This window comes from Kribbella sp. NPDC003505, assembly GCF_040610875.1.
Lineage (GTDB): Bacteria > Actinomycetota > Actinomycetes > Propionibacteriales > Kribbellaceae > Kribbella.
In genome coordinates, this window is record NZ_JBEXNA010000002.1 from 621,574 (window position 1) to 644,642 (window position 23,069).

Here is a 23,069-nt window from a genome sequence, read left to right on the forward strand (position 1 = left end):
CAAACGGTTACTCGCCAGCTACTCAATCCACCCGAACTGTTAACGATTTACGCGCCCGATCCACCTAGGATCGGGCGCATGTGGGAGAAGTTCGGTGACTCTGATTGGAACATCCCCCAGGCTCGCAGCACGGTCGCGCAGTTGCGGCACCACGCCGGCGACGGCCGGGAGTACGACGGCATCGAACTGTTCCTCGCGCTCTGCGAGTACCTCGACCTGCTGCACGGCAAGCACGGGTTCGACTACCTCTACACCGGTGCAGAACAAGCAGCCCTCGCCGCCGCGGTGCAGCGGATCCGCGGGCCACGGGTCGAACCGGACCCCGACTCGGATCGCCTCGTCCAGCCGGTGAACGCCGCCGTCACGCTGGAGGAGGGCCGGGACCTCGTGGTCTGGCTGGAGGGGCGGCCCGGCTGGGAGCGTCAGGTCGGGCTGTGCCTCCGCGCCATGTATGCCTATCTAGACCAGTTGTACGGCGGGCCGGGCGCCTTCAACCAGCTGCTCAGGCCGGACGAGCTGGAGCGGGTCGCGGCGCGATAACGGCGGTGACCTACTGGCACGGATGGCACCTGGCTGCCATTACGGTAGGCGCGTGAGTCTCTCGTCCTCCACGCGTACCTCCTCCCAAGGCGCCCGGGCAGCGGGCCGATCGACGGGTGGCGCGGCGACCCGCCTCCCCGGCAGCCGGGAACGGCGCCCCGCCCTGGCCGCGCTCGCGGTGATCCTGATCCTGCTCGGCGCCGCCGGCTCCGCGCTGATCGCGCTGAACAGCGGCAACCGCTCCGACTTCGTCGCGGTCGCCGACACCCTCCCACCGGGCCACAAGATCGAGCCCAAGGACTTCTCCCGCGGCGACCTGGCCGGTGCCACCGGCGGGCTGATCCCGTGGTCGGAGGCGAACAAGTACGTCGGTCGTTACACGAAGACCTGGCTGTACAAGGACCAGTTCGTCACGCCGGAGGGCCTCACCAAGGAGGGCGAGCAGCCGATCCCGGCCAGCGGCGCGCTGGTCGGCGTCAGCCTCGAGGCCGGGCGTGCGCCGTCCGACGGACTCCTCGTCGGCGACGTCGTGAAGGTCATCCGGGTCCCGTCGGCCAACCAGGAGGGCGCCGCGGTCCCGCTGGTCAACGCCGCCAAGGTGACCTCGGCGGCCGGTGCGATCATCGACAGCAAGACGAGCGCGAACAGCTCCCTGAACGTGACGATCCTGATCCCGGCGGACGACGTCACGACGGTCGCTGCCGCGGCGGCCGCCAAGACCCTGGTCCTGGTGAAGCTCGCACCGGGCACCACGCCGGACGCGGAACGCAGCGGGGCCAACTGATGGCACTGGTGGCATTGGCGAGCGCGAAGGGCTCGCCCGGCGTAACCACGGCAAGTCTGGTCTTCGGTGCGCTCTGGCCGCGGCAGGTGCTGCTGGCCGAGTGCGACCCGGCCGGCAGCGACGTGGCGATCCGGATGACCGGCCCGGCCGGCGCCGCGCTGAACTCCGACCGCGGCCTGGTCAGCCTGGCCGCGGCGAGCCGCAAGGGGCTGGGGGACGAGGTCATCCTCGCGCACAGCCAGCAGCTCGACGGCGGTCTCGACGTACTGCTCGGCGTGCGCTCGCCCGAACAGGTGGGCGGCATGGGCGGTCTGTGGCACCCGCTCGGCATCTCGTTCAACCAGATGCAGCACGGCGATGTCCTGGCCGACTGCGGGCGGATCGGTGCGTCCTCGCCGCAGCTGCCGGTCATCCAGTCCGCTCGCCTCGTCGTCCTGGTGTGTACGGCGACCGGCTCGTCGGTGGCGCACCTGCGGGAGCGGCTGTCGACGCTGGTGCACCACGTCGACGCCCAGCTCGGTGTGGTCGTTGTGGCCGACCCGAAGCAGCGCGACGGCGTGAAGCAGGTCTGGTCCGTGCTGGACGCGATGTCCCTGCCGGTCCGGCACCGCTGGCACCTGGCGTACGACCCGGCCGGTGCGGCGTTCTTCGACGGGCGCGGCCACGGCCGGCTCGACAAGACCCAGCTGATCCGGTCCGCGACCGCGATCACCGCCGAGATGGCCTCGCTGGTCGCCGCGCCGCCGCCGCAGGACTTCGACATGGCCAACGCCGCTTTCCCGCCGGGTGATTACCGATGAGTGCGGACCAGGAGCTGGTCCGCAAGCTGCGGGTGCAGGTGGCGGAGCGGCTGAACGAGCAGCGCCGCCGCGACCAGGTGAACGGCGTACCTCCGATGAGCGCGGAGGACGAGCGGGAGTACGCGCGGTCGCTGATCGTGCAGGTGCTCGAGGACTACGCGCGGTACGAGCTGGCCGAGGGCCGGACGCCGCCGACTCCGGACGACGATGCGCAGATCGCCGGCGCGATCCACTCGGCGCTGTTCGGCGTCGGCCGGCTGCAGCCGCTGATCGACGACCCCGAGGTCGAGAACATCGACATCAACGGCTGCGACCAGGTCTTCGTGCAGTACGGCGACGGCCGCGAGGAGACGCCTGGCCCGGTCGCCGAGAGCGACGACGAACTGGTCGAGCTGATCCAGGTGCTGGCGGCGCACGCCGGTCTGACCAGCCGCCCGTTCGACTCGGCGAACCCGCAGCTGGACCTGCGGCTGCCGGACGGGTCCCGCCTGTCCGCGGTGATGGGCGTGACGGCGCGGCCCGCGGTGTCGATCCGGCGGGCTCGCCTCGGCAAGGTGTTCCTGAAGGACCTGGTGGCCAACGGCACGATGACCGACGACGTCGGCTCGTTCCTGCGCGCGGCGGTCGCGGCGCGCAAGAACATCATGATCGCCGGCGCGACGAACTCCGGGAAGACGACGCTGCTGCGCGCGCTGGCCAACGAGATCCAGCCGCACGAGCGGCTGATCACCGTCGAGCGCTCGCTCGAGCTCGGCCTCGGCGAGTTCAAGGACCTGCACCCGAACGTGGTCGCGTTCGAGGAGCGGCTGCCGAACTCCGAGGGCGTCGGCATGGTGAGCATGGCCGACCTGGTCCGCCGGTCGCTGCGGATGAACCCGTCCCGCGTCATCGTCGGCGAGGTGCTCGGCGACGAGATCGTCACGATGCTGAACGCGATGAGCCAGGGCAACGACGGCTCATTGTCGACGATCCACTCGAACAGCTCGATGGAGGTGTTCAACCGGATCAGCACGTACGCCATCCAGGCGATGGAGCGGCTGCCGATGGACGCCACCCAGATGCTGATCGCCGGCGCGCTCGACTTCGTCGTTTTCGTCCGCAAGCACAACGACTACTCCCGCGGCGGCGGCCTGAGCCGGTACGTCGAGAGCATCCGGGAGGTCACCGGCTGGGACGGCCGGGTGCTGTCCGGCGAGGTGTTCGCCCCCGGACCGGACGGCCGCGCCGCGGCGCACGCGCCGATCGCCTGCATGGACGAACTCGAGCACTTCGGCTACCAGCCCCTCGTGCACGGAACGTGGGCGTGAGGCAGTGAGCGAGCGGAGCGAGGTCACCATCAAGCACAGTCCGATTCGTGCCTCGTCGGCGCCCGGAGCGAAGCGAGGACGCCGATGAGCGACAGGACTCTGGGGGCGCTGCTGTGCGGCGCGGTGGTCGGCGGCGCGGTGATGCTGCTGATCGTCGCGATCCGCGGCACCGAACCGAAGGACGAGACCCCGTCGCTGTTCCGCAACCGCGGCGCGGACCACCGCAAGAACATGATCCGGCTCGGCGCCGCGATCGCGGTCGGCCTGCTCGTGCTGGTGGTGACCCGCTGGCTCGTGCTCGCGGTCGCCCTCGGCCTGCTGGCCGGGATGGCGGACCGGTTCTTCGGCGGCACCGGTGAGGAACGGCGGGCGATCGACCGCCTGGACGCGCTCGCCACCTGGACCGAGGCGCTGCGCGACACCATCGCCGGTGCGGTCGGTCTGGAACAGGCGATCCCGGCCACCGCGGTGAACGCCGCACCCGCGATCAAGCCCAGCCTGAACCTGCTCGTCGACCGGCTGCGGATCCGCGAACCGTTGCCCTCGGCCCTGATGCGGTTCGCCGACGATCTGAACGACCCGTCCGCCGACCTGATCGTCGCCGCCCTGGTGCTGAACGCCCGGCTGCGCGGTCCCGGTCTGCGCGAGGTGCTGAGCGCCCTGGCGGACTCGGCCCGCGAGGAGCTCGACGTCCGGCGGAAGGTGGCGGCGGAGCGCCGGTCCACCCGGCGCAGTGTGCAGGTCGTCGTCGCGATCACGCTGGCCATGGCCGCGGGACTGGTGCTGTTCAACCCGACGTACATGGCGCCGTACCGGAGCTTCGTCGGTCAGGTCGTGCTCGCGGTCGTGATCGGGCTCTACGCGCTCGGCCTGCTGTGGCTGCGGCGGCTGGCGAAGATCGAGGTGCCGGAGCGGTTCCTGATCGGCATGGTCGACGACCGGACGAACCGTCCGGGCGGCCAGCGGATGGAAACGGTGAGCGGATGACTTGGGCCTTCATCACCGGCGGGATCGCCGGGCTCGGTGTGTACGTGCTGGTCCGGATGTTCATCAAGCCGCGCGCCAACGTGCTGTCCACGATCGCCCGGATCGACGCGGGCCGCGGCGGCTATGCCGGCGGAGCCACCACCAGCGCGGCCGGCGAGCGCGTCCTCGGCGGTGTGGACCGCGCGCGCGAGACCCTTGGCCGCAGGCTGGAGGCGGAGGCGAACGCGCGCGGCTGGGCATTCGGCAAGCTCCGCCGCGACCTCGCGGTGATGAACCGGCCGTTCGCTGCGATGCTCGCCACCAAGGTGTTCTTCGCACTCGGCGCGATGATCTTCATCCCGATCGTGCTGTTCCTGTTCTCCGCGATCGGGATCTCGGCGCCCGGGGCGGCGCCGGCGATCGTGACGCTGGCGTTCATGGCGCTCGCGTTCTTCCTGCCCGACCTGGCGCTGCGCCAGGAGGCCGAGACCCGGCGCCGCGACTTCCGGCACGTGGTCGGCAGCTTCCTGGACCTGGTCGCGATGAACCTCGCCGGCGGCCGCGGCCTGCCCGAGGCGCTGATGACCGCGTCCACGATCGGCGAGCACTGGGCGATGGCCCGGATCCGGCAGGCGCTGGCGAACGCCCGGCTGATCGGCATCACGCCGTGGGACGCGATGGCCCGGCTGGGCGAGGACCTCGGCGTCGAGGAACTGCGTGACCTGGCCTCGGCGCTGGCGCTGGCCGGTGACGAGGGCGCGAAGATCCGCTCCTCGCTGCTCGCCCGGGCGGCGTCCCTGCGGCGCAAGGAGTTGGCCGACGTGGAGGGCAAGGCGGGTGAGCGCTCGCAGTCGATGCTGGTCGCGCAGCTCGTCATGATCGCGGCGTTCTTCCTGTTCCTGGCCTTCCCGGCCGGCGTGGCCATTCTCGGAAGTTAGGCCGAACAGTGATCTGGACAAAGGATCCGTTGGAAGGGTTTGTCCGTCGAACCCGGCATACTGAGGCCTGCTTCGGCCTCACGATCTGGAAGGCATGCGAATGACCTCGGAGTTGATGTTCTGGCGGGCGATGGCCGGCTACGCGGTGGCGCGGGCGAAGACCCAGCGCGCCCGGGCGAAGCAGGGACAGACCGAGTTGGGCGCGTCCGCGCTGGAGTGGGCGATCATCTCGGGCATCCTGGTCGTCGCCGCGCTGGCGATCGGTGTCGTGGTGAAGCGCGTCATCGACAAGCACACCGCCGATATCGACAAGGGCTGACGCGGACCGATGCGGCCGGGGCGGAAGCGGGTTCGGCGGAGACGGTCGGAGCGGGGGGTCAGCACGCTCGAGCTGGCCATTCTCGCGCCGGCGATCCTCGCGCTGATCTTCGTCTCCATCCAGACCGCCCTGTGGCTGTACGGGCGGTCCGTCGCGCTGAACGCCGCGCAGGAGGGCGTGTCCCGCCTGCGGCTGGTGCAGCCGCCGGTCTACACCACGGCCGTTGGGGAGAAGGTGCGGGCGGACATCCAGTCCTACGCCCAGCAGCTCGGCGGCACGACGCTGCAGAACGCGAATGTCCCGTTCCCGGCGTACAACAATCCCGAAGGCACGGTCTCGTTCACGGTCACCGGCGACACCGTGTCGCTGGTGCCGGGCCTGACGCTGAAAGTGAGCCGGACCGCCACCGGCCCGATCGAGCAGTTCGACGCCGACAAGTGAGGATGCGGATGCTGGGGGTTCGCCGGCTACTTGCCCGGCGCCGTGAGCGCGGCACGCTGGCGCTGGAGATGGTCATCCTGGCGCCCGTGCTGCTGGCGCTGTTCATGTTCTTGCTCGCCTGCGGGCGGTACTTCCAGACGTCCTCGCTGCTGGAGGGTGCCGCCCGGGACGGCGCCCGCAGCGCCAGCCAGGCGCGGTCGCTGCAAGAGGGTCAGGGCCGTGTCGACCAGGCCGTCACCGCCGCGATGAGCCAGGCGGTGGAGTCTTGCAAGCAGTCCGCCTCGGGTTCGATCACGACCGGGTTCACGGCCGGTTCGCCGCTGTCGGTCGAGGTCACCTGCACGATCAACTACCGCGACCTCGGGCTGCTCGGCCTCGGCGGCGACACCAAGATCACCAAGCGCTTCACGTCCTCGCTCGATCCGTACCGGGGGGTGCGCGGTGACGGCTCGTAGGCTCGTCGAGTTCTTCCGGATCGATGCCCGGCGCAACCACCGGCGCATCCCGCGGGGTGCGCTGAGCCCCGCGGTCGCGATCCTCGCGGTGATGATCTTCACCCTGGCCGGCCTCGTCATCGACGGCGGCCGGCAACTCGGCGCCCGCTCGCGCGCGATCGGCTACGCCCAGGAAGCCGCCCGCGTCGGCGCCGCCGCCATCCAGCTGAACGTCGCCGAAGCCAAGATCGACACCACCAAGGCAGCCGCCGCGATCACCGAGTTCTGTGGCCAGGTCCGCTCCAACGACCCCGGCGTCACCGCCTGCGGCCCGACCACCCTCACCGACAAAGAGGTCGACATCCAGGTCGACATCGCCAACAAGACCACGTTCCTCGGCCTCGTCGGCAAACAATCCCTCAAAGCCACCGGCACCGGCCAGGCCCACGCCGAACAAGGCATCACCAAGGCCGACGACAGCCCCACCATCCCCCCGATCGTGGTGAACCCGACCACGGACGGTCCTGGCGGGCCGATCACCACCGCGCAGCCGCCGACCATCGACCTCCCGTGCCCGACCTGGACCGTCGGCTCGCCGACGCCGATCTGGACGCTCTCCCCGTTCCCGTTCCCGCGGACCTGCACTCCGAACGTGACGCCGACGCCGGATCCTCCTGGGACCCCGCCGACCGACAGCCCGTCCGGCCCCACGAGTCCGCCGTCGAGCGGGCGCTAGACCCCGGAGGATTCTCTTCGTGCGTAGGTTTGCCCTCCCGGCCCTCACTCTGGCGGCGGTCCTGCTGCTCGGTGCCTGTGGCAAGGACTCCAACGACGGCGGCCGCCCGGTGCCGGTCGGCGGCGACTCCGGTACGACGACGTCGACCACCCCGTCGGTGGAACCGAGCACTCCGAGCAGTGCTCCCACCCAGCCGGCCACCACTGCGACCGCCAAGCCGACCGCCCGGGCGAAGCAGGTGATCGTGCAGGCTGGGAACTTCGCGTCGAACCCCGCCGTCCAAGGCCTCGTGACCAGCTACCCGCTGTACTTCCAGGCGCTGGTGTCGAAGGACGACACGATCCTGCGCAAGAAGTTCCCGTCGTACTTCTACTCGGACGTGTCACAGGGCATCGCCGACGCCAAGCGCAACGGCTGGATCATGCGTCCGCCGGGAAGCGTGGTCGTCGTCGGCGCCCGCAGTACCGCCGACGGGACCGTCGCTGTGCAGACCTGCCGCTCGCAGACCACGCAGTACTGGGACCCGAAGGGCAAGCGCTGGACGGTGGTGACTCCCAAGGGGTCGCCGGAGGTGATCGAGATGATCAAGACAGGTGTCGGCTGGCTGCCGTACCGGCTGGCCACCAGCAAAGGCGTCACCTGCGGCTCCGTCCGCTATCCGGCCTAGATCGGAACATCGGAATTCACATTCCGAATAGGTGACGGGGCACTAGGCAACGGGCATGATGCCCCTGGTCGAAGATAATCTGCGGGAAGACGAGTCTGGGGAGTGAGGATGCACAACCGAGCAGGTCGCGTGTTGCTCGTCCTGAGTGCTGTTCTGGCACTACTGATGGCCGGACCTGCCACGACTGCCGCCGCAGACACCATCCAGACCGGCACGTCCGTCTGCCGGATGTACGTCAACTCCGTGGGCTTCGGCGCCTACTGCAGCAACGGCGCGGCCTATCTCGGTGGGGGTGACCCGCCGCCCACCTGGCGAGAGAGACTGGGCGGCAGGCCGTTCGTGCCGTGCCGGGACTTCCCGATTCCGGACGGCATCAAGCTCCCGCAAGCCCCGGAGGGCAAGAAGTGGGTGCTGCGGGTCACGATCACCGACTACAACCTCGACACCTACGACGGTGGCGACGGTGCGCACTTGGAGCGTGCGTACATGCCGGTGAGCCCGGAGGAAGAGGCGCAGTGTCCGTTTCCGGCGTACATGGAGCCGTTCTGGTACGAGTTCAGGAGCAGCTACCCGGAGCCGGCGCTGGTGATCAAGCCGACGTTCACACCCCGGGTCAATGTTCCGGCCTTCTTCTCACTGACCGCCGACAGTTCGCGTGCGCAGGCGGACGACAAGGATCCGGGGAAGTACAGCGGATACATCGACCCGACGCACAACCTGACGATGCGCGGCCTGGTCGTGGCGATGAAGGTCGATCCCGGTGACGGGACCGCACCGTTCGACTGTCCGATGGGCGTGACGCCGGTCGACGATCCGGACGGGTACGACGAGACCCAGGATCCGTTCCACCAGATCAACACGTGCAAGCACATCTACCAGCGGTCGAGCGCGAGCCAGCCCGACGGGATGTACACGGTCAAGCTGACGATCACGTGGGAAGTGTCGTACTGGGTCGGCAAGGACGTCGGCGGGTGGAACCCGATCGGACGAGCAAATGTGACTGCTGTGCAGCGGCTGCCTGTGCAGGAAGTTCAGGCTATCGGTGGCTGATGGTGGGGGTATGGAGGCGTGATGGTTAGGACGAACGAGCCTGTGCAGGCGGCGCGGTTGCCGCAGCGGCGGTCGGGGAGTCCGGGCGCGGACCGGCTGAAGGGGTTCGTCGCGCTGCTCGCAATCCTGGCGATCGTCGGCGGTGTGCCGTACGTGCTGCTGCGCTTCTTCGGTACGCCGTGGCCGGACACGATGCCCAGCAAGAGCATGCTGTTCAGCGAGCTGAGCGTCGAGACCGTACTGGGCATCATCGCGTTCTTCATCTGGATCGCATGGCTGCACTTCGTGGTCTGCCTGGTCGCGGAGGCGGTCGCGGAGATCCGCGGCCTCGGTCTGTCGCCGCGGGTCCCGCTCGGCGGCGGTTCGCAGGTGCTGGCCCGCCGGCTGATCGGCACCGTCGTACTGATCGCCGCGGGGGCCGGTGTCAGCCTGCCGGTCGCGAGCGCGGTCACCACGAGCGGCCCGGCCGCGCCGACGTCGGTGAGTGTGAAGCACGAGTCCTCGGGGTCGCAGTTCCGGCAGACCGAGGCGGCGAGCACGGTCCTCAGCGGCAGCAGCCAGCATTCGAAGACGAGCGTCGGCGTCCGGACGAACAACGACCACAAGGGCCAGGTCGTCAAGTACACCGAGGTCCGTCCGCCGTCGGGACGGAACTACGACTGCCTGTGGGACATCGCCGAGCGCTACCTGGGCGAGGGCCGTCGGTACAAGGAGATCTACGACCTCAACAAGAACAAGCTTCAGCCCGACGGCCGCCGGCTGACCAACCCGGACCTGATCCTGCCGGGCTGGCAGGTGCGGCTGCCCGCCGACGCCAAGGGCCCGGGGGTGCACACGGTCCGCGTGAGCATCGGCGATCACACCAAGTCGACGGTCAGCACCAAGACGACCAAGTCGACCACCGAGACCAGGACCGCGGTCAAGCCGAAGGTCACGGTCGAGAACAAGACCGAGACCAGGACCACCCCGGAGGCCAAGCCGAGCGGTCCGGGCCGCTTCTCCGAGCAGGGTATGGAGAAGCCGTCGTCGGTCATGATCGGCAGCGCGGAGAACGACCCGGGCGCGAAGAACGTCAAGCCGGGGGAGCCGAGCGTCACCGTCGAGCCGCACGCTCCGGGCGCCGGCCAGTCCGAGCACGGCGAACCGGCCGCCGGTGGCACCCGCGTCCCGGAGGCGACTCCGGTCACGGCCGACGACGGCATCAGCCTGCAGGAAGCCGGGATGTACGGATTCGGCGCGACGCTGCTCGCGGCCGGGCTGGCACTGGCGCTGAAGCGCCGCCGCGGCTGGGCGCAGGGCCCCGGCCCGAAGGCTGCCGGTCACCGGCAGACCGAGGTCGGCCTGCGGCTGGCGTCGGACGTGCCGACCGCCCAGTTCGTCGACAACTCGCTGCGCAAGCTGGGTGCGGACATGACGCAGCTGCAGCGGCCGATGCCGAAGGTCGTCGCCGCGCTGGTGACCGACCGGGCGCTCACCCTCGTCCTCGACCCGTACGGCGCGCAGCCCGAGCCGCCCGGCCCGTGGCAGGCGATTGCCGACGGCACTCGGTGGACGCTGCGCCGCGGCTACGGCCCGACCGGTGAGGTCAACGCGCCGGCGCCGTACCCGACGCTGGTGACGGTCGGGCAGAACGCCGACGGCGCCACGGTGCTGATCGACCTCGACACGGCGAACGGGATCGTCGCGTTCGGCGGCGTGAACAACGCCTCCCGCGACGTGGTCGGTTCGCTCGCGGTCGAGCTCGCGACGAACCTGTGGTCCGAGGGCGCGCACATCAGCATGGTCGGGTTCGGTGACGACCTGTCGTCGCTGGCGCCGGCGCGGCTCAGCTACTGGGTCCGCCTCGACGACGCGATGGGCGAGGTCGTCCGGCGGACCGAGGCGCAGGTGCAGGCCTGCCAGCGCCGGGACGCCGGGTCGGTCGCCGAGGCCCGGATGACCCATCCGGACGCGGCGCTGTGGGGCCCGGAGGTCATCTTCCTGTCCGCGCCGCCGTCGCCGGAGGAGCAGGACCAGCTGAACCGGCTGGCCGCCGACACCAAGCGCAGCATCTCGGTGGTCGTGGTCGGCGACGTGCTGAACTCGCCGTGGCGGTTCGTCGTGGACGAGAAGAACCAGGCCGTCTGCCGGCTGCTCGGCCTCGAGGTGGACGCGCACAGCGTCAACCCGGAGCAGTTCGCCGACCTGGTCGCGCTGTTCGACGCGGCCGAGGCCGACGCGCGGGACAAGCGCCGGTCGGAGCAGGACATGCCGGCGTACGAGTTCTCGACCACCGACCTGAGCCGGCCGGCTCCGGTCGAGGTGGACCTGCTCGGGCCGGTCGAGGTCGACGCCCGCGGGGTCATCGACGACGGCCGGGTCGCGCTGTCGACGGAGATCATCGCGTTCCTGGCCAGCCAGGACTACGGTGTCCACCCGAACGTGCTCGCCGGTGCGATCTGGCCCCGCGGCATCAGCCAGGAGCTGCGCGACGCGGCGCTGGAGCACACCCGGCGCTGGGTCGGTGTGGACGCGATGTACGCCGACGAGTCCGGCCGCTGGATGCTCAACCGCAGCGTCGTCCGCGTCGACTGGGACGTGTTCCGGACGCTCGCGAAGCAGGCGTCGATGATCGACGACCCGCGCGGCCCGCTGTCGACGGCGCTCAGCCTGGTGCACGGCCCCGCCTGGTCGAACCTGCCCGGCGGACGCTACTCGTGGCTGGCCGCGTCCGGCATCGAGCACCGGATGGCGGAGGCCGTCGTCGACGCCGCACTGCGACTCGCCGAGGCGTCGCTCAACCACAACGACGGCAGCATGGCCCGCACGGCCCTCCAGACCGGCCTGAGCTTCTCGCCGGCCTCGGAGGAACTGTGGCGAGCCACCCTCCGCCTGGCCGCCCACTTCGGCACCACCGCCGACGTCACCAACGTGGCCGGCCAGATGTACGCCGCCCTCACCCGCCACGGCGGCCCCCGCGGCCCCGAGGCGGAAACCGACGCCCTGGTGGACGAACTCCTCCCGGGCTACCACCGCCCCGCCCAAGTGGCCTGAGGCAACAAGAACCGCCCCGCACCCAACGGTGCGGGGCGGTCCTTCGTTCCGGGTCAGAGGGTGCTGGCGGACCAGGTGTCGCAGGCGGTCAGGTCGCCGGAGTCCATGCCCTTGGTGAACCAGCGCATGCGCTGTTCGGCGGTGCCGTGGCTGAAGCTTTCCGGGGTGACCTGGCCCTGGGTCTTCTGCTGGATGCGGTCGTCGCCGACGGACGCGGCGGCGTCCAGGCCGCGGGCGATGTCGTCCTCGCTCAGCTCGGTGATCAGCGGCTGGCCGCTGCTGTTCGGGACCGTGGTCGCGTGGTTGGTCCAGATGCCGGCCAGGCAGTCGGCCTGCAGCTCGGAGCGGACCGAGTCGGAGGTCGGGCCGTTGCGGGACTTGATCCGGTCGAGGATGCCGTACAGGTTCTGGATGTGGTGGCCGTACTCGTGCGCCACGACGTACGCCTCGGCGAACTCGCCGCCGCGCGCGCCCAGGTCCTGCTGCAGCGTCTGGAAGAACCCGATGTCCAGGTAGACCCGCTTGTCCGGCGGGCAGTAGAACGGGCCGACCGCGCTGGTCGCCGGGCCGCAGCCGGTGTTCACCGAGCCCTCGAAGACCCGCATCGGCGCCCGCGTGTACTTCTTGCCGCGGCGCGGGAGCTCCGCGGCCCAGAAGCTCTCGATCGAGTTCTGGTAGAAGACGAACCGGCAGTCCGAGTTCGACTGCAGGTCGCTGCCCTTCTTGCACGAGTCGAGGTTGCCCGCCGCCGTGTTCCTGGCCGCCGGTTCGTCGCTGCCACCTCCGCCTGGCAGGCCGCCGGACAGGAGCAGGATCACGACCAGCAGGATGATGCCGCCGATACCGCCGCCGACCGGGATCATCCCGCCCGGCAGCCCGCTGCGGCCGCCGCCGCCACTACCGCGGGTGTCCTCGACGCCGCTGGTGTCGAGATCCGCGTCCGGATTGAATTTCATCCCACCTACACTAGACCTCAGTGCGGGGGATTTCGGCGTGCCGTGACACCGCCGTATGGACCAGTTGCCGAGTGTAAGGACGCGCCCGACCCCCGATGATCACTGTCTCCCATCTCGAGGTTCGCGTCGGTGCCCGCCAACTGCTCGCGCCCGCGTCGTTCCGGGTCGGCCCCGGCGACAAGGTCGGTCTGGTCGGCCGCAACGGCGCCGGGAAGACCACGCTGACCAAGATCCTCGCCGGTGAGGGCCTGCCGGCCAGCGGCACCGTCACGTCGTCGGGCGAGATCGGCTACCTGCCGCAGGACCCGCGCACCGGCGACCTGGACGTCCTGGCCCGGGACCGGATCCTGTCCGCGCGCGGCCTGGACGACGTCGTCCGGCGGATGCGCTCGGCCGAGAAGTCGATGGCCAGCGCGGACGAGAAGACCCGCGCCAAGGGCATGCGGCGCTACGAGCGCGCCGAGGCTGACCTGCATGCCGCCGGCGGGTATGCGGCGGAGTCCGAAGCGGCCCGGATCGCGGCGAACCTGGGCCTGCCGGACCGCGTGCTCGGCCAGCCGCTGTCGACGCTGTCGGGTGGTCAGCGCCGCCGCGTCGAGCTGGCCCGGATCCTGTTCGCGCAGGCCGAGACGCTGCTGCTCGACGAGCCGACCAACCACCTGGACGCCGACTCGATCATCTGGCTGCGCGACTTCCTGAAGTCGTACGCCGGTGGCGTGATCATGATCAGCCACGACGTGAACCTGCTCGAGGAGACCGTCACCCGGGTGTTCCACCTGGACGCGAACCGCGCCGAGATCGACGTCTACAACGTCGGCTGGAAGGCGTACCTGAGCCAGCGCGAGACCGACGAGCGGCGCCGCAAGCGCGAGCGCGCGAACGCCGAGAAGAAGGCCGACCAACTTGTCAGCCAGGCGAACAAGATGCGCGCCAAGGCGACCAAGGCGACCGCCGCGCAGCAGATGCTGCGGCGGGCCGAGCAGTTGATGTCCTCGCTCGACGAGGTGCGTGCCCAGGACCGGGTCGCGAAGATCGCGTTCCCGACGCCGGCGCCGTGCGGCAAGACGCCGCTGATGGCGCGCGAACTGTCGAAGTCGTACGGCTCGCTGGAGATCTTCACCGACGTCGACCTGGCGATCGACAAGGGCTCGCGGGTGGTCGTGCTCGGGCTGAACGGCGCCGGCAAGACCACGCTGCTGCGGATCCTCGGCGGGATCGAGAAGGCCGACACCGGCGAGGTGATCGACGGCCACGGCCTCAAGCTCGGGTACTACGCCCAGGAACACGAGACCCTGGACGTGAACCGCACGGTGCTGGAGAACATGAAGACCGCCGCCCCGGACCTGAACGAGACCCAGGCGCGCAGTGTGCTCGGCTCGTTCCTGTTCACCGGCGACGACGCGGACAAGCCCGCCAAGGTGCTGTCCGGCGGCGAGAAAACCCGCCTCGCCCTCGCCACGCTGGTCGTGTCCGCGGCGAACGTCCTGCTCCTCGACGAGCCGACCAACAACCTCGACCCGGCCTCCCGCGCCGAGGTACTGAACGCGATCCGCTCGTACACGGGCGCGATCGTGCTGGTCACCCACGACGAGGGCGCCGTCGAGGCGCTCGAGCCCGAGCGTGTCGTGCTGCTCCCGGACGGCGTCGAGGACCTCTGGTCGAACGAGTACGCCGACCTGATCTCGCTCGCCTGATTACTTCTCAGTAATATGCAGGGTAATATCCGCGCCATGACTGGTCTGCGGTTGTCGGTGGACGGGGCAGTGGCCCGGGTGGTGCTCGATCGGCCCGAGGTGCGGAACGCGCAGACGCCGGCGATGTGGAGTGCGCTGGCGGAGTTCGGTACGTCGTTGCCGGCCGAGGTGCGGGTCGTCGTCGTGTCGGGGGAGGGGCCGTCGTTCTCGGCCGGACTCGACCGGCGGCTGATCATGGGCGAGAACGACCTGGGTGAGGAGCCGCTGCTCAACCTCGGCGCCAAGCCGACCGACGAGGTGCTCGAGCTGATCGTGCACTTCCAGTCCGGCTTCTCCTGGCTGCGCCGCCCCGAGATCGTCAGCATCGCCGCGGTGCAGGGGCATGCGGTCGGGGCCGGCTTCCAGCTCGCGCTGGCCTGCGACCTGCGGGTCGTCACGCCGGACGCGCGCTTCAGCATGCGCGAGCCGTCGCTCGGGCTGGTTCCGGACCTCGGCGGCACGAAGCCGCTCGTCGAGCTGATCGGCTACTCGCGGGCGCTGGAGATCTGCACGACCAGCCGCTGGGTCGAGGCCGCGGAGGCCAAGGAGCTCGGTCTCGCGAACATCGTCGTCCCGGCGGACGAGCTGGAGGGGACGGTCAAGGACCTGTCCGACGCGTTGCTCGGCCCGTTGCCGGGAGCGATCCGCGAGACCAAGGCCCTGCTGCTCGGTGCCGCGGACCGCTCGTACGACGACCAGCTCAAGGCCGAGCGGGAAGCGCAGGAGCGCCGCCTGAAGGAGCTCCTGGCCGCTGTGAGCTAGTGCCAGTTGCTCACCAGGACGTCGTTCGGCGCCGGGTCGCCCTTGCCTGTTTCGACGTACTGCTTGAGGCTCATCAGGAACGTCGCCCACTTCGTGCTGCAGTGGTACATGAACTCGACCGGCTCCCGCCAGCCCTCGTGCTTGAACAGCACGATCGCGTACTCGTCGGCCTGCGACAGCGTGAAGCTGACGTGTGTGCCGATCCACTCCTCGGGCCCGCCGACGACCTCCCAGCGGACCAGCTCCGGCGAGGTCTCCAGGACCTTCATGTCGAACCCGTCGCCGCCCGCGCTCGCGAAGCGGAACTCGATCACGCCGTCGGGGTCGCCCTTGGTGTCCTCGGTCCACCAGCCGGCCAGCCCGTCGATCGTGGTGAGCGCGGTGTGTACGTCCTTGAGCGGCGCGATCACGCCGACCCGGTGCAGGATGTCGTTCATGGCTGTTCTCCTTTGCGTTGTTCGATTGACTCGGCGATGCGCTTGATCCGCTGCAGACGCCGGTCCCAGGCGTCGGTGACGTCGGTGAGTTGGTTGATCGCGCGGGCGAGTTGCACCTCGTCCACGGTGTAGCGGCGTTCGCGCCCGGACGGCGTGGAGTGCACGAGTCCGGCCCGGTCGAGAACGCCGAGGTGTTTCGCGACCGCCTGCCGGGTGACCGGCAGCTTGTCGCTGAGACTGGTCGCCGTGCCGCCGCCGTCGGCCAGCAGCAGGTCGAGCATCCGCCGCCGGGTCGGGTCGCCGATCGCCGACCAGAGCTCGTCGTCGATCACGGCCGGTGCGCCAGCCGTTCGACGTACGGCGCGATCCGGGGGAGGAAGTAGTCCCAGCCGCTGGTGTGGTCCTCGAGCACCGCATCGGACTTGGCGGCTTCGTCGTACCCGGTCTCGGCGAACCGGACCAGGGTGCCGCCGTCGACCGGGACGAGGTCGAACGTCACCAGCACCGAGTTCTCCGCGGTGGCGACCTCGCCGTCGTAGTCCCAGCGGAACGCGAACCGGCGCGGCGGCTCGGCCTCGATCACCGTTACCGGAACCGTCATCATGCCGTCGTCCTGCTGGAAACCGATGGTCCCGGTCGCACCCGGTACGGCGTCGAGCTCGGCCTCGTCCGGCCACCACTCGCGCAGGTGCTCGGGCGAGCTGACCACCTCGTACACCACCTCCGGCGCGGCCGCGATCCGGATCTCCCGCTCGATGCTCCTGCTCATGACCCTCATCCTTTCGCAACCTTTGGTTGCTCATGACTGTAGACCATCGCCATCGGGACGCGCAACCAAAAGTTGCGGGAAGTGTGCGCGGGCACCGGATGTTGAGAAGATCAGGCGAAAGGGAGGCCGGATGTCGGGAATGATGCGCCCGGGAATGGGTGCGATGGGCTGGCGGCGGCAGGACACGTCCGTGCTGGAGCAGAAGCTGGCCAAGGGCACGCTGCGGCGGATCGTCCGGTTCGCCAAGCCGTACCGCTGGCACATCACGGCGTTCCTGCTGCTGGTGATCGTCTCGGCGTTCCTGGTGATCGCGTCGCCGCTGCTGTTCAAGAGGATCGTCGACGACGGGATCTCCAAGGGAAACGCGGGTCTGGTCACCGCGCTTGCCCTGGTGGTCGCGTTGCTCGCTGTCGTCGAGGCGGTCCTCGGCCTGGTGCAGCGCTGGTTCTCGGCGCGGATCGGTGAAGGGCTGATTTTCGACCTACGGACCAGGGTGTTCGCGTACGTGCAGCGGATGCCGGTCGCGTTCTTCACCCGGACCCAGACCGGCGCGCTGGTCTCGCGGCTCAACAACGACGTGATCGGCGCCCAGCAGGCCTTCACCTCGACGCTGTCCGGCGTCGTCTCGAACGTCATCAGCCTGATCCTGGTCGTCGGCGCGATGCTGGCGCTGAGCTGGCAGCTGACCGTCGTCGCGATCCTGATGCTGCCGATCTTCCTGATCCCGGCGCGCGTGCTGGGCCGGCGGCTCGCCGCGATGACCCGGGAGCAGATGCAACTGAACGCCGAGATGTCGACCGCGATGACCGAGCGGTTCAGCGTCGGCGGCGCGCTGCTCGTCACGCTCTTCGGCCGCCCGTCGATCGAGAACGCCGACTTCGGCGAGCGAGCCGGCCGGGTCCGCGACCTGGGGATCCGGATCGCGATGCTCGGCCGCGTGTTCTTCACCGCGCTGACCCTGGTCGCCGCGCTGGCGACCGCCCTGGTGTACGGCGTGGGCGGCAACCTGGCCGTCCGCGAGACGTTGACGATCGGCACCCTGCTCGCGCTCGTCGCGCTGCTCGGCCGGCTGTACGGTCCGCTGACCGCGCTCTCCAACGTCCGCGTCGACGTGATGACCGCGCTGGTGTCGTTCGAGCGGGTCTTCGAGGTGCTCGACCTCGAGCCGATGATCAAGGACGCGCCGGACGCCGAGGATCTCCCAGGCGACGCGGCGAGTGTCGAGTTCGAGCACGTCGCGTTTTCGTACCCGACAGCGGAGCAGGTGTCGCTGGCGAGCCTGGAGTCCGTCGCGGTCCTCGACAAGCGCGTCTCCGCGCAGGTCCTCGGCGACGTCAGCTTCGTGGTCCAGCCCGGTCAGATGGTCGCCCTCGTCGGGCCGTCGGGCGCCGGCAAGACCACGATCACGAACCTGGTCGCCCGGCTGTACGACGTGAGCGGCGGAGTGGTCCGCGTCGGCGGCCGCGACGTACGCGACGTCACGCTGCAGTCCCTGCACGACACCATCGGGTACGTCACGCAGGACGCGCACATGTTCCACGACACGATCCGCGCCAACCTGATCTATGCGAAGCCGGGCGCCACCGAGGACGAGATGATCGCCGCGCTCCGGGCCGCGCAGATCTGGGACCTGGTCGCGGCGCTGCCGGACGGGCTGGACACCGTGGTCGGCGACCGCGGCCACCGGTTGTCCGGTGGCGAGCGGCAACGGCTCGCGATCGCCCGGTTGTTGCTGAAGGCGCCGAAGATCGTCGTCCTCGACGAGGCGACCGCGCACCTGGACTCCGAGTCCGAGGTCGCCGTCCAGCGGGCACTGGATACCGCGCTGGAGGGTCGTACGTCGCTGGTCATCGCGCACCGGCTGTCGACGGTGCGGAACGCGGACCTGATCCTGGTGGTTGACCACGGCAACATCGTCGAGCGCGGCACGCACGAGCAGCTGCTCGCGGCCGGCGGCGAGTACGCTGATCTGTACTCCACGCAGTTCAGGGAGTCGGATGCGGCGGCAGGTGTCTGATGATCAAGCTAGGGCTCGTGCTTGCGGCCGGGTATGCCGGGTTCAAGCTCGCGTACCACTCCGAGGACGGCCGGCACTACGGCCGCACCGGTGAGCGTGCGGTCCGCACCACGCTGTCCTTGCTCATCGCGGCGCTGGCCGGTGGTGTCACTTACGCGGCTCTGCTCCCGCATTAGCCGGGCGGGCGTCGTACTCCAGCAGGTGCAGCACCGGTACGCCGAGGTGCCGGCGCGCCGAGTTCGTCCAGTCGAGGTGGAAGAACTCGGCCACGATGTGCGGCCTGGTCAGGATGATGACCTCCCGGCCGTGGACGTGTTGCACGGTGGCGACCAGCGCGTCGATCGGCCGGTCGTGCGAGATGCCGCCCTCGGCGCTCTGGCCGAGGTCCCGGAGCCGCTGCACGCTGCGGCCGGTGCAGCCCTTGGCTTCGCTGTCGATCGCCTTCTGCGCCTCCGCCAGGTCCTCGCGCTGACCGGCGAGGCCTGGTCCGTAGAGGTCCGCGGTCCCGAGCGCGCTGATCGACGCCTCGACGCCTGCCTCCGCGTTGTGGCAGGGCACCAGCACGTGGTACCTGACCGGCTCGGGCATGTCCTGATGGAGTTCGACGACGCGTTTCGCGTCGGGTTCGGACAGTTCCTGTTCGACGAGCAGTACGACGTCGTACATCGTGCCACCTCCGCTGCTTACCGGTCGGTACACCTCCATAGTGCCCCCGTCCGGGCCGAAAGTATTCAACTGGATCGTTGCAGTCTCCGGCGTCCGTACGTGCGCAGCGCCCGGAGCAGGTCGACCTCCCGGAACGCGGGCCAGTACAGGTCGCAGAACTCGATCTCCGAGCCGGTCGCCTGCCACAGCAGGAAGTCCGACATCCGCAGCTCGCCGCTGGTCCTGATCACCAGCTCGGGGTCCGGCAGGCCCGGGACGTACAGGTGCCGGCTGATGTCGTCCTCGCTCAGCGCGTCCGCGACGTCCTCGATCGACCGCCCCTCCGCGGCCGCCGCGTCGAGCACCGACCGCACGGCGTCCAGCACCTCGAGCCGCCCGCTGTACGCGATCGCGATGGTCAGGTCGCCGGCGTCCGGGCGGTCGCGGGTCTCCTCGACGGCCTCCTTCAGCGCACGCGCCGTTGAATCCGGCAACAGATCCAGCTGACCGGCGACGTGCAGCCGCCAGCGGACGTCCCGCCGGACGTGCTCCGCGAGCACGGTCTCGGTGAGGTCCATCAGGTAGCCGACCTGGTCCGCATCGCGTTTGCGCAGGTTGCTCGGCGATGCGACCCAGGCGGTGACGCACCGGATCCCGGCGTCGGCGCACCACTGCAGAAACAGCTCCAGGTGCTCGGCGCCGAACCGATGACCGATCCGTACGTCGTCGTAGCCGGCTCGCTTCGCCCAGCGCCGGTTGCCGTCCATCGCGATCGCGACGTGCCGCGGCATCGGCAGACCGGCGAGCTGGCGCCGGAGGAGGCGCGTGTAGAGGCCGTACAGCATCAGCGTTGGGCGCTGGAGAGGACGTCGGCCAGGTCGAACTTCACCGGCTCCTCCAGCTGCTCGTACGTGCAGGACTCCGGCGTCCGGTCCGGGCGCCAGCGGACGAACTGTGCGGTGTGGCGGAAGCGGATGCCTTCCATGTGGTCGTAGCGAACCTCGACGACCAGCTCGGGCCGCAGCGGCACGAACGACAGGTCCTTGCCGGCCTGCCACCGGCTGCCCTCGGCGTTGCGCGGCGTCCGGACGCCTTCCTCCTGCTTCGCCCACGCCCACGGGTGGTCGTCGAACGTGGTGACCAGCGGCTGCATCTCCTGGAAGAGCTCCTTGCGGCGCTCGAGCGGGAAGGCGCCGATCACACCGACGCTCGCCAGCGTGCCGTCGTCGTTGTAGAGGCCGAGCAGGAGCGAGCCGATCCGGTCCGGGCCGCTCTTGTGCAGCCGGTAGCCGGCCACCACGCAGTCCGCCGTACGCTCCGGCTTGACCTTGAACATCACCCGCTTGTCGGGCTGGTACGTGCCGTCGAGCGGCTTCGCGATCAGCCCGTCCAGGCCGGCGCCCTCGAACTGCTCGAACCACTGCGCCGCCGTCTCGTGGTCAGCCGTCGCCGGGGTGACGTGGATCGGCTCCTTCACGTTCGCGAGCGCGTCGAGGAGCGCCGCGCGGCGTTCGCTGAACGGGCGCTCGGTGAAGTCGTCGTCGCCGAGCGCCAGCAGGTCGAACGCGACGAACCGGGCCGGCGTCTTCTCGGACAGCATGTTCACCCGGCTCGCCGCCGGGTGGATGCGCTGCTGCAGCACCTCGAAGTCCAGCCGGTCGCCGGACGCGCCGATCACGATGATCTCGCCGTCGATCGCGCAGCGCTCCGGAAGGTTGGCCTTCACCGCCTCGACCAGCTCGGGGAAGTAGCGCGTCATGGGCTTCTCGTTCCGGCTGCCGATCTCCACCTCGTCGCCGTCGCGGAAGATGATCGACCGGAATCCGTCCCACTTCGGCTCGTAGGACATCTCACCGCGCGGGATCTCCTTCACCGGCTTGGCGAGCATCGGCTTGACCGGCGGCATCACAGGCAGTCGCATCCCGTCATTCTGTCCCACGGCACGGACAGTCTCCAGGAACCGGCTGTCACGGTGCTGTGATGGGCCGTGATGGGCTGTGGTGGACAGTGGTGGACAGTGAACCGGCGGCCACGGACAATCTGCCCATGAGCTCGATCGGGGTGCCGTGGACGCGTCCGTCGGACGCCGACCGCGACCGTGCCCTGGCGATCCTCCGCGACGGCGCCGGCTCCGGCCGCCTGTCCCACGACACGTTCATCCGCCGGATGAACTTCGTCCTGCGCGCCCAGAGCCGCGGCGAACTCGCCGACGCCGTCCGCGACCTCCCACGCGGCGAACACGGCGCCGGCGCCTGGTTCCGCGACCTTCGCGCCCGGATCCCGCGCCTGCGAGCCGCCCGTCTCCCGACTGGCGCCCTGCCTCGCCTCGCCCTGGTCCGTCGTACGGCTGCCGCTCCGTTGCCCGCTCTTGCCCTGCCTGCGCCCGGTTCGCCGACCGTGCGGATCGGGCGGGGGCCCGGCGCGACGCTCCGCCTTCCCGACGAGTCCGTGTCGCGGGCTCACGCCGAGCTGCGGTACGTCGACGACGGCTGGCTGCTCCGCGACCTCGGCTCCATGAACGGGACCTGCGTCAACGACCTCCGCATCACGACCACCGTGCGGGTCCGGCCGGGGGACCGGGTGGCATTCGGCGCGGTGCAGTTCACGCTGACCTGGCTTCAGTAGTTGCATCCGGTACCTGGGTACGGGTTTACCGTCGATCCATGGACGAGATTTCGCAGTTCTGCACGTTGCCCACCGCCGAGCGGCCGTTCCGCGTCGCCGAGTTCGACCAGTTGTTCGCCGACCACCTGCGGCGCGCCGAGCGCGTGGACGCGCAGACGCTGGACCTGACCCTGGACCCGGAGTCGCTGGCCACGGTCGAGGACCTCACCGCCCGCGAGACCGAGTGCTGCTCGTTCTTCACCTTCACGCTCGAACTTCGCCTTCGTGTCACGGTCCCGCCGACCCAGACCGCCGTACTCGACGGCTTCCTGTCATGAGATCGAGCGAGGTGGCCGCGGCCGCCGGGGTGAACCTCCAGACCCTGCGGTACTACGAACGCCGCGGCCTGCTCGACGAGCCGTCCCGGACCCTCGGCGGCCACCGCGTCTACCCGGACGACGCAGTGACCACCCTGCGCGTGATCAAGGCCGCGCAACGCCTCGGATTCACCCTGGCCGAGGTCTCCGACCTGCTCGACACCGCCCGCCATCGCCACCGGCGCGGCGAGGGAGCCGGCCTCCAGGCCCGCGCCCGCGAGAAACTGGCCGACGTGGAAGCCAAGCTCGCCGACCTCACCGTGATCGCCGAAACCCTCCGAGCCGCCGTCGCCGCCGGCTGCGAAGACCTCGAAACCTGCGCCGGCAACCCCGACTGCCCGATCCCGTTCCCGGAGATCGCCCCGTGACGGTGCTGAAGTCCGTCGCCCTGTTCGTCCTCGCGGCCGTCGCCGAGATCGGCGGCGCCTGGCTGATCTGGCAAGGGTGGCGCGAACACCGCGGCCTGCTCTGGATCGCCGGCGGAATACTTGCCCTAGGCGCCTACGGCTTCGTCGCCACCTTCCAGCCCGACCCCCACTTCGGCCGAATCCTCGCCGCCTACGGCGGAGTCTTCGTCGCCGGCTCCCTCGCCTGGGGCGTCCTCGTCGACCACTTCAAACCCGACCGCTACGACCTCCTCGGCGCCACCATCTGCCTCCTGGGCGTCCTCGTCATCATGTACGCCCCACGTAACTCTTGACCACCGACTACTTGGGTGCCGGCAGCACGAGCACTTGGACCAAATCCTGGGCCT

The 23,069-nt window shown here is 69.9% G+C and carries 28 protein-coding genes; 21 read left to right on the forward strand and 7 right to left on the reverse strand.

Annotated features, from left to right (window positions below):
* Window positions 1-78: 78 nt before the first annotated feature.
* From ABZX12_RS07350 to ABZX12_RS07410, 13 genes are all read left to right on the forward strand, one after another.
* Complete coding sequence (locus ABZX12_RS07350) at window positions 79-540, forward strand: hypothetical protein (RefSeq protein WP_355690708.1); 462 nt, start codon at window positions 79-81, stop codon at window positions 538-540.
* A 52-nt stretch (window positions 541-592) separates the two neighbouring features.
* Entirely contained in the window at window positions 593-1,324 is a 732-nt protein-coding gene (locus ABZX12_RS07355; RefSeq protein ID WP_355690710.1) for a hypothetical protein, read from the forward strand.
* Window positions 1,324-2,124 (forward strand): hypothetical protein, encoded by an 801-nt coding sequence (locus ABZX12_RS07360; RefSeq protein WP_355690711.1) that lies wholly within the window; start codon window positions 1,324-1,326, stop codon window positions 2,122-2,124. The genes ABZX12_RS07355 and ABZX12_RS07360 overlap by 1 nt, the downstream gene beginning before the upstream one ends.
* The gene (locus tag ABZX12_RS07365; protein WP_355690713.1) at window positions 2,121-3,431 is read left to right on the forward strand and encodes an ATPase, T2SS/T4P/T4SS family; all 1,311 of its coding nucleotides are present in this window, start codon (window positions 2,121-2,123) and stop codon (window positions 3,429-3,431) included. Before ABZX12_RS07360 ends, ABZX12_RS07365 begins: the two co-directional genes overlap by 4 nt.
* A gap of 84 nt (window positions 3,432-3,515) precedes the next feature.
* Entirely contained in the window at window positions 3,516-4,418 is a 903-nt protein-coding gene (locus ABZX12_RS07370) for a type II secretion system F family protein (protein WP_355690714.1), read from the forward strand.
* Entirely contained in the window at window positions 4,415-5,335 is a 921-nt protein-coding gene (locus tag ABZX12_RS07375; protein WP_355479260.1) for a type II secretion system F family protein, read from the forward strand. Before ABZX12_RS07370 ends, ABZX12_RS07375 begins: the two co-directional genes overlap by 4 nt.
* Before the next feature lie 94 nt (window positions 5,336-5,429).
* Window positions 5,430-5,654, forward strand: coding sequence for a hypothetical protein (locus tag ABZX12_RS07380; protein ID WP_355690716.1), 225 nt, complete (start codon window positions 5,430-5,432; stop codon window positions 5,652-5,654).
* Between the two features lie 9 nt (window positions 5,655-5,663).
* Window positions 5,664-6,095 (forward strand): TadE family protein, encoded by a 432-nt coding sequence (locus tag ABZX12_RS07385; protein WP_355690718.1) that lies wholly within the window; start codon window positions 5,664-5,666, stop codon window positions 6,093-6,095.
* A gap of 8 nt (window positions 6,096-6,103) precedes the next feature.
* Window positions 6,104-6,550 (forward strand): TadE/TadG family type IV pilus assembly protein, encoded by a 447-nt coding sequence (locus tag ABZX12_RS07390; RefSeq protein WP_355690720.1) that lies wholly within the window; start codon window positions 6,104-6,106, stop codon window positions 6,548-6,550.
* Window positions 6,537-7,265 (forward strand): Tad domain-containing protein, encoded by a 729-nt coding sequence (locus tag ABZX12_RS07395; RefSeq protein WP_355690722.1) that lies wholly within the window; start codon window positions 6,537-6,539, stop codon window positions 7,263-7,265. Before ABZX12_RS07390 ends, ABZX12_RS07395 begins: the two co-directional genes overlap by 14 nt.
* 19 nt (window positions 7,266-7,284) lie before the next feature.
* The gene (locus tag ABZX12_RS07400) at window positions 7,285-7,932 is read left to right on the forward strand and encodes a hypothetical protein (protein ID WP_355690724.1); all 648 of its coding nucleotides are present in this window, start codon (window positions 7,285-7,287) and stop codon (window positions 7,930-7,932) included.
* 129 nt (window positions 7,933-8,061) lie between these two features.
* Complete coding sequence (locus ABZX12_RS07405) at window positions 8,062-8,982, forward strand: hypothetical protein (RefSeq protein WP_355690726.1); 921 nt, start codon at window positions 8,062-8,064, stop codon at window positions 8,980-8,982.
* A gap of 21 nt (window positions 8,983-9,003) precedes the next feature.
* Window positions 9,004-12,015, forward strand: coding sequence for a hypothetical protein (locus ABZX12_RS07410; protein WP_355690727.1), 3,012 nt, complete (start codon window positions 9,004-9,006; stop codon window positions 12,013-12,015).
* A gap of 53 nt (window positions 12,016-12,068) precedes the next feature.
* Here ABZX12_RS07410 and ABZX12_RS07415 read toward each other — a convergent pair whose 3' ends face one another.
* Window positions 12,069-12,971 (reverse strand): neutral zinc metallopeptidase, encoded by a 903-nt coding sequence (locus ABZX12_RS07415; RefSeq protein WP_355690729.1) that lies wholly within the window; start codon window positions 12,969-12,971, stop codon window positions 12,069-12,071.
* A 95-nt stretch (window positions 12,972-13,066) separates the two neighbouring features.
* Here ABZX12_RS07415 and ABZX12_RS07420 point away from each other — a divergent pair, with 95 nt between their 5' ends.
* Both ABZX12_RS07420 and ABZX12_RS07425 read left to right on the forward strand, forming a co-directional pair.
* Window positions 13,067-14,665, forward strand: a complete 1,599-nt coding sequence (locus tag ABZX12_RS07420) for an ABC-F family ATP-binding cassette domain-containing protein (protein ID WP_355690731.1) — start codon at window positions 13,067-13,069, stop codon at window positions 14,663-14,665.
* 36 nt (window positions 14,666-14,701) lie between these two features.
* Window positions 14,702-15,466, forward strand: coding sequence for an enoyl-CoA hydratase/isomerase family protein (locus tag ABZX12_RS07425; protein ID WP_355690733.1), 765 nt, complete (start codon window positions 14,702-14,704; stop codon window positions 15,464-15,466).
* On the opposite strand, the gene ABZX12_RS07430 is transcribed toward ABZX12_RS07425, so the two are convergent.
* Genes ABZX12_RS07430 through ABZX12_RS07440 form a run of 3 tightly spaced genes read right to left on the reverse strand, consistent with a single transcriptional unit; the run spans window position 15,463 to window position 16,672 of the window.
* The gene (locus ABZX12_RS07430) at window positions 15,463-15,903 is read right to left on the reverse strand and encodes an SRPBCC domain-containing protein (RefSeq protein WP_355690735.1); all 441 of its coding nucleotides are present in this window, start codon (window positions 15,901-15,903) and stop codon (window positions 15,463-15,465) included. The two genes, ABZX12_RS07425 and ABZX12_RS07430, sit on opposite strands and share 4 nt — an antisense overlap.
* Window positions 15,900-16,235, reverse strand: a complete 336-nt coding sequence (locus ABZX12_RS07435; protein ID WP_355690737.1) for a metalloregulator ArsR/SmtB family transcription factor — start codon at window positions 16,233-16,235, stop codon at window positions 15,900-15,902. The genes ABZX12_RS07430 and ABZX12_RS07435 overlap by 4 nt, the downstream gene beginning before the upstream one ends.
* Window positions 16,232-16,672, reverse strand: a complete 441-nt coding sequence (locus tag ABZX12_RS07440) for an SRPBCC domain-containing protein (RefSeq protein ID WP_355690739.1) — start codon at window positions 16,670-16,672, stop codon at window positions 16,232-16,234. The genes ABZX12_RS07435 and ABZX12_RS07440 overlap by 4 nt, the downstream gene beginning before the upstream one ends.
* A gap of 139 nt (window positions 16,673-16,811) precedes the next feature.
* Here ABZX12_RS07440 and ABZX12_RS07445 point away from each other — a divergent pair, with 139 nt between their 5' ends.
* Both ABZX12_RS07445 and ABZX12_RS07450 read left to right on the forward strand, forming a co-directional pair.
* Window positions 16,812-18,689 carry an ABC transporter ATP-binding protein gene (locus tag ABZX12_RS07445; protein WP_355691323.1) on the forward strand — a complete coding sequence of 626 codons (1,878 nt, stop codon included), beginning with the start codon at window positions 16,812-16,814 and terminating at the stop codon, window positions 18,687-18,689.
* Complete coding sequence (locus tag ABZX12_RS07450) at window positions 18,689-18,865, forward strand: hypothetical protein (RefSeq protein ID WP_355690741.1); 177 nt, start codon at window positions 18,689-18,691, stop codon at window positions 18,863-18,865. Before ABZX12_RS07445 ends, ABZX12_RS07450 begins: the two co-directional genes overlap by 1 nt.
* Here the strand turns inward: ABZX12_RS07450 and ABZX12_RS07455 are convergent.
* From ABZX12_RS07455 to ABZX12_RS07465, 3 genes are all read right to left on the reverse strand, one after another.
* Window positions 18,837-19,355, reverse strand: coding sequence for a hypothetical protein (locus ABZX12_RS07455; RefSeq protein ID WP_355690743.1), 519 nt, complete (start codon window positions 19,353-19,355; stop codon window positions 18,837-18,839). The two genes, ABZX12_RS07450 and ABZX12_RS07455, sit on opposite strands and share 29 nt — an antisense overlap.
* A gap of 65 nt (window positions 19,356-19,420) precedes the next feature.
* The gene (uppS, locus tag ABZX12_RS07460) at window positions 19,421-20,179 is read right to left on the reverse strand and encodes a polyprenyl diphosphate synthase (protein WP_355690745.1); all 759 of its coding nucleotides are present in this window, start codon (window positions 20,177-20,179) and stop codon (window positions 19,421-19,423) included.
* Window positions 20,179-21,255, reverse strand: a complete 1,077-nt coding sequence (locus tag ABZX12_RS07465; protein WP_355690747.1) for an ATP-dependent DNA ligase — start codon at window positions 21,253-21,255, stop codon at window positions 20,179-20,181. Before ABZX12_RS07465 ends, uppS begins: the two co-directional genes overlap by 1 nt.
* A gap of 125 nt (window positions 21,256-21,380) precedes the next feature.
* On the opposite strand from ABZX12_RS07465, the gene ABZX12_RS07470 reads away from it, so the two are divergent.
* The 4 genes from ABZX12_RS07470 to ABZX12_RS07485 are packed head-to-tail and all read left to right on the forward strand — an operon-like array spanning window position 21,381 to window position 23,015.
* Window positions 21,381-21,959, forward strand: a complete 579-nt coding sequence (locus tag ABZX12_RS07470; RefSeq protein ID WP_355690748.1) for a DUF1707 and FHA domain-containing protein — start codon at window positions 21,381-21,383, stop codon at window positions 21,957-21,959.
* Window positions 21,960-21,997: 38 nt separating this feature from the next.
* Complete coding sequence (locus ABZX12_RS07475) at window positions 21,998-22,276, forward strand: hypothetical protein (protein WP_355690750.1); 279 nt, start codon at window positions 21,998-22,000, stop codon at window positions 22,274-22,276.
* Complete coding sequence (locus ABZX12_RS07480) at window positions 22,273-22,683, forward strand: MerR family transcriptional regulator (protein WP_355690752.1); 411 nt, start codon at window positions 22,273-22,275, stop codon at window positions 22,681-22,683. The genes ABZX12_RS07475 and ABZX12_RS07480 overlap by 4 nt, the downstream gene beginning before the upstream one ends.
* On the forward strand, window positions 22,680-23,015 hold the full coding sequence (locus ABZX12_RS07485; RefSeq protein WP_355690754.1) for a YnfA family protein: 336 nt from the start codon (window positions 22,680-22,682) through the stop codon (window positions 23,013-23,015). The genes ABZX12_RS07480 and ABZX12_RS07485 overlap by 4 nt, the downstream gene beginning before the upstream one ends.
* Window positions 23,016-23,069: the final 54 nt, after the last annotated feature.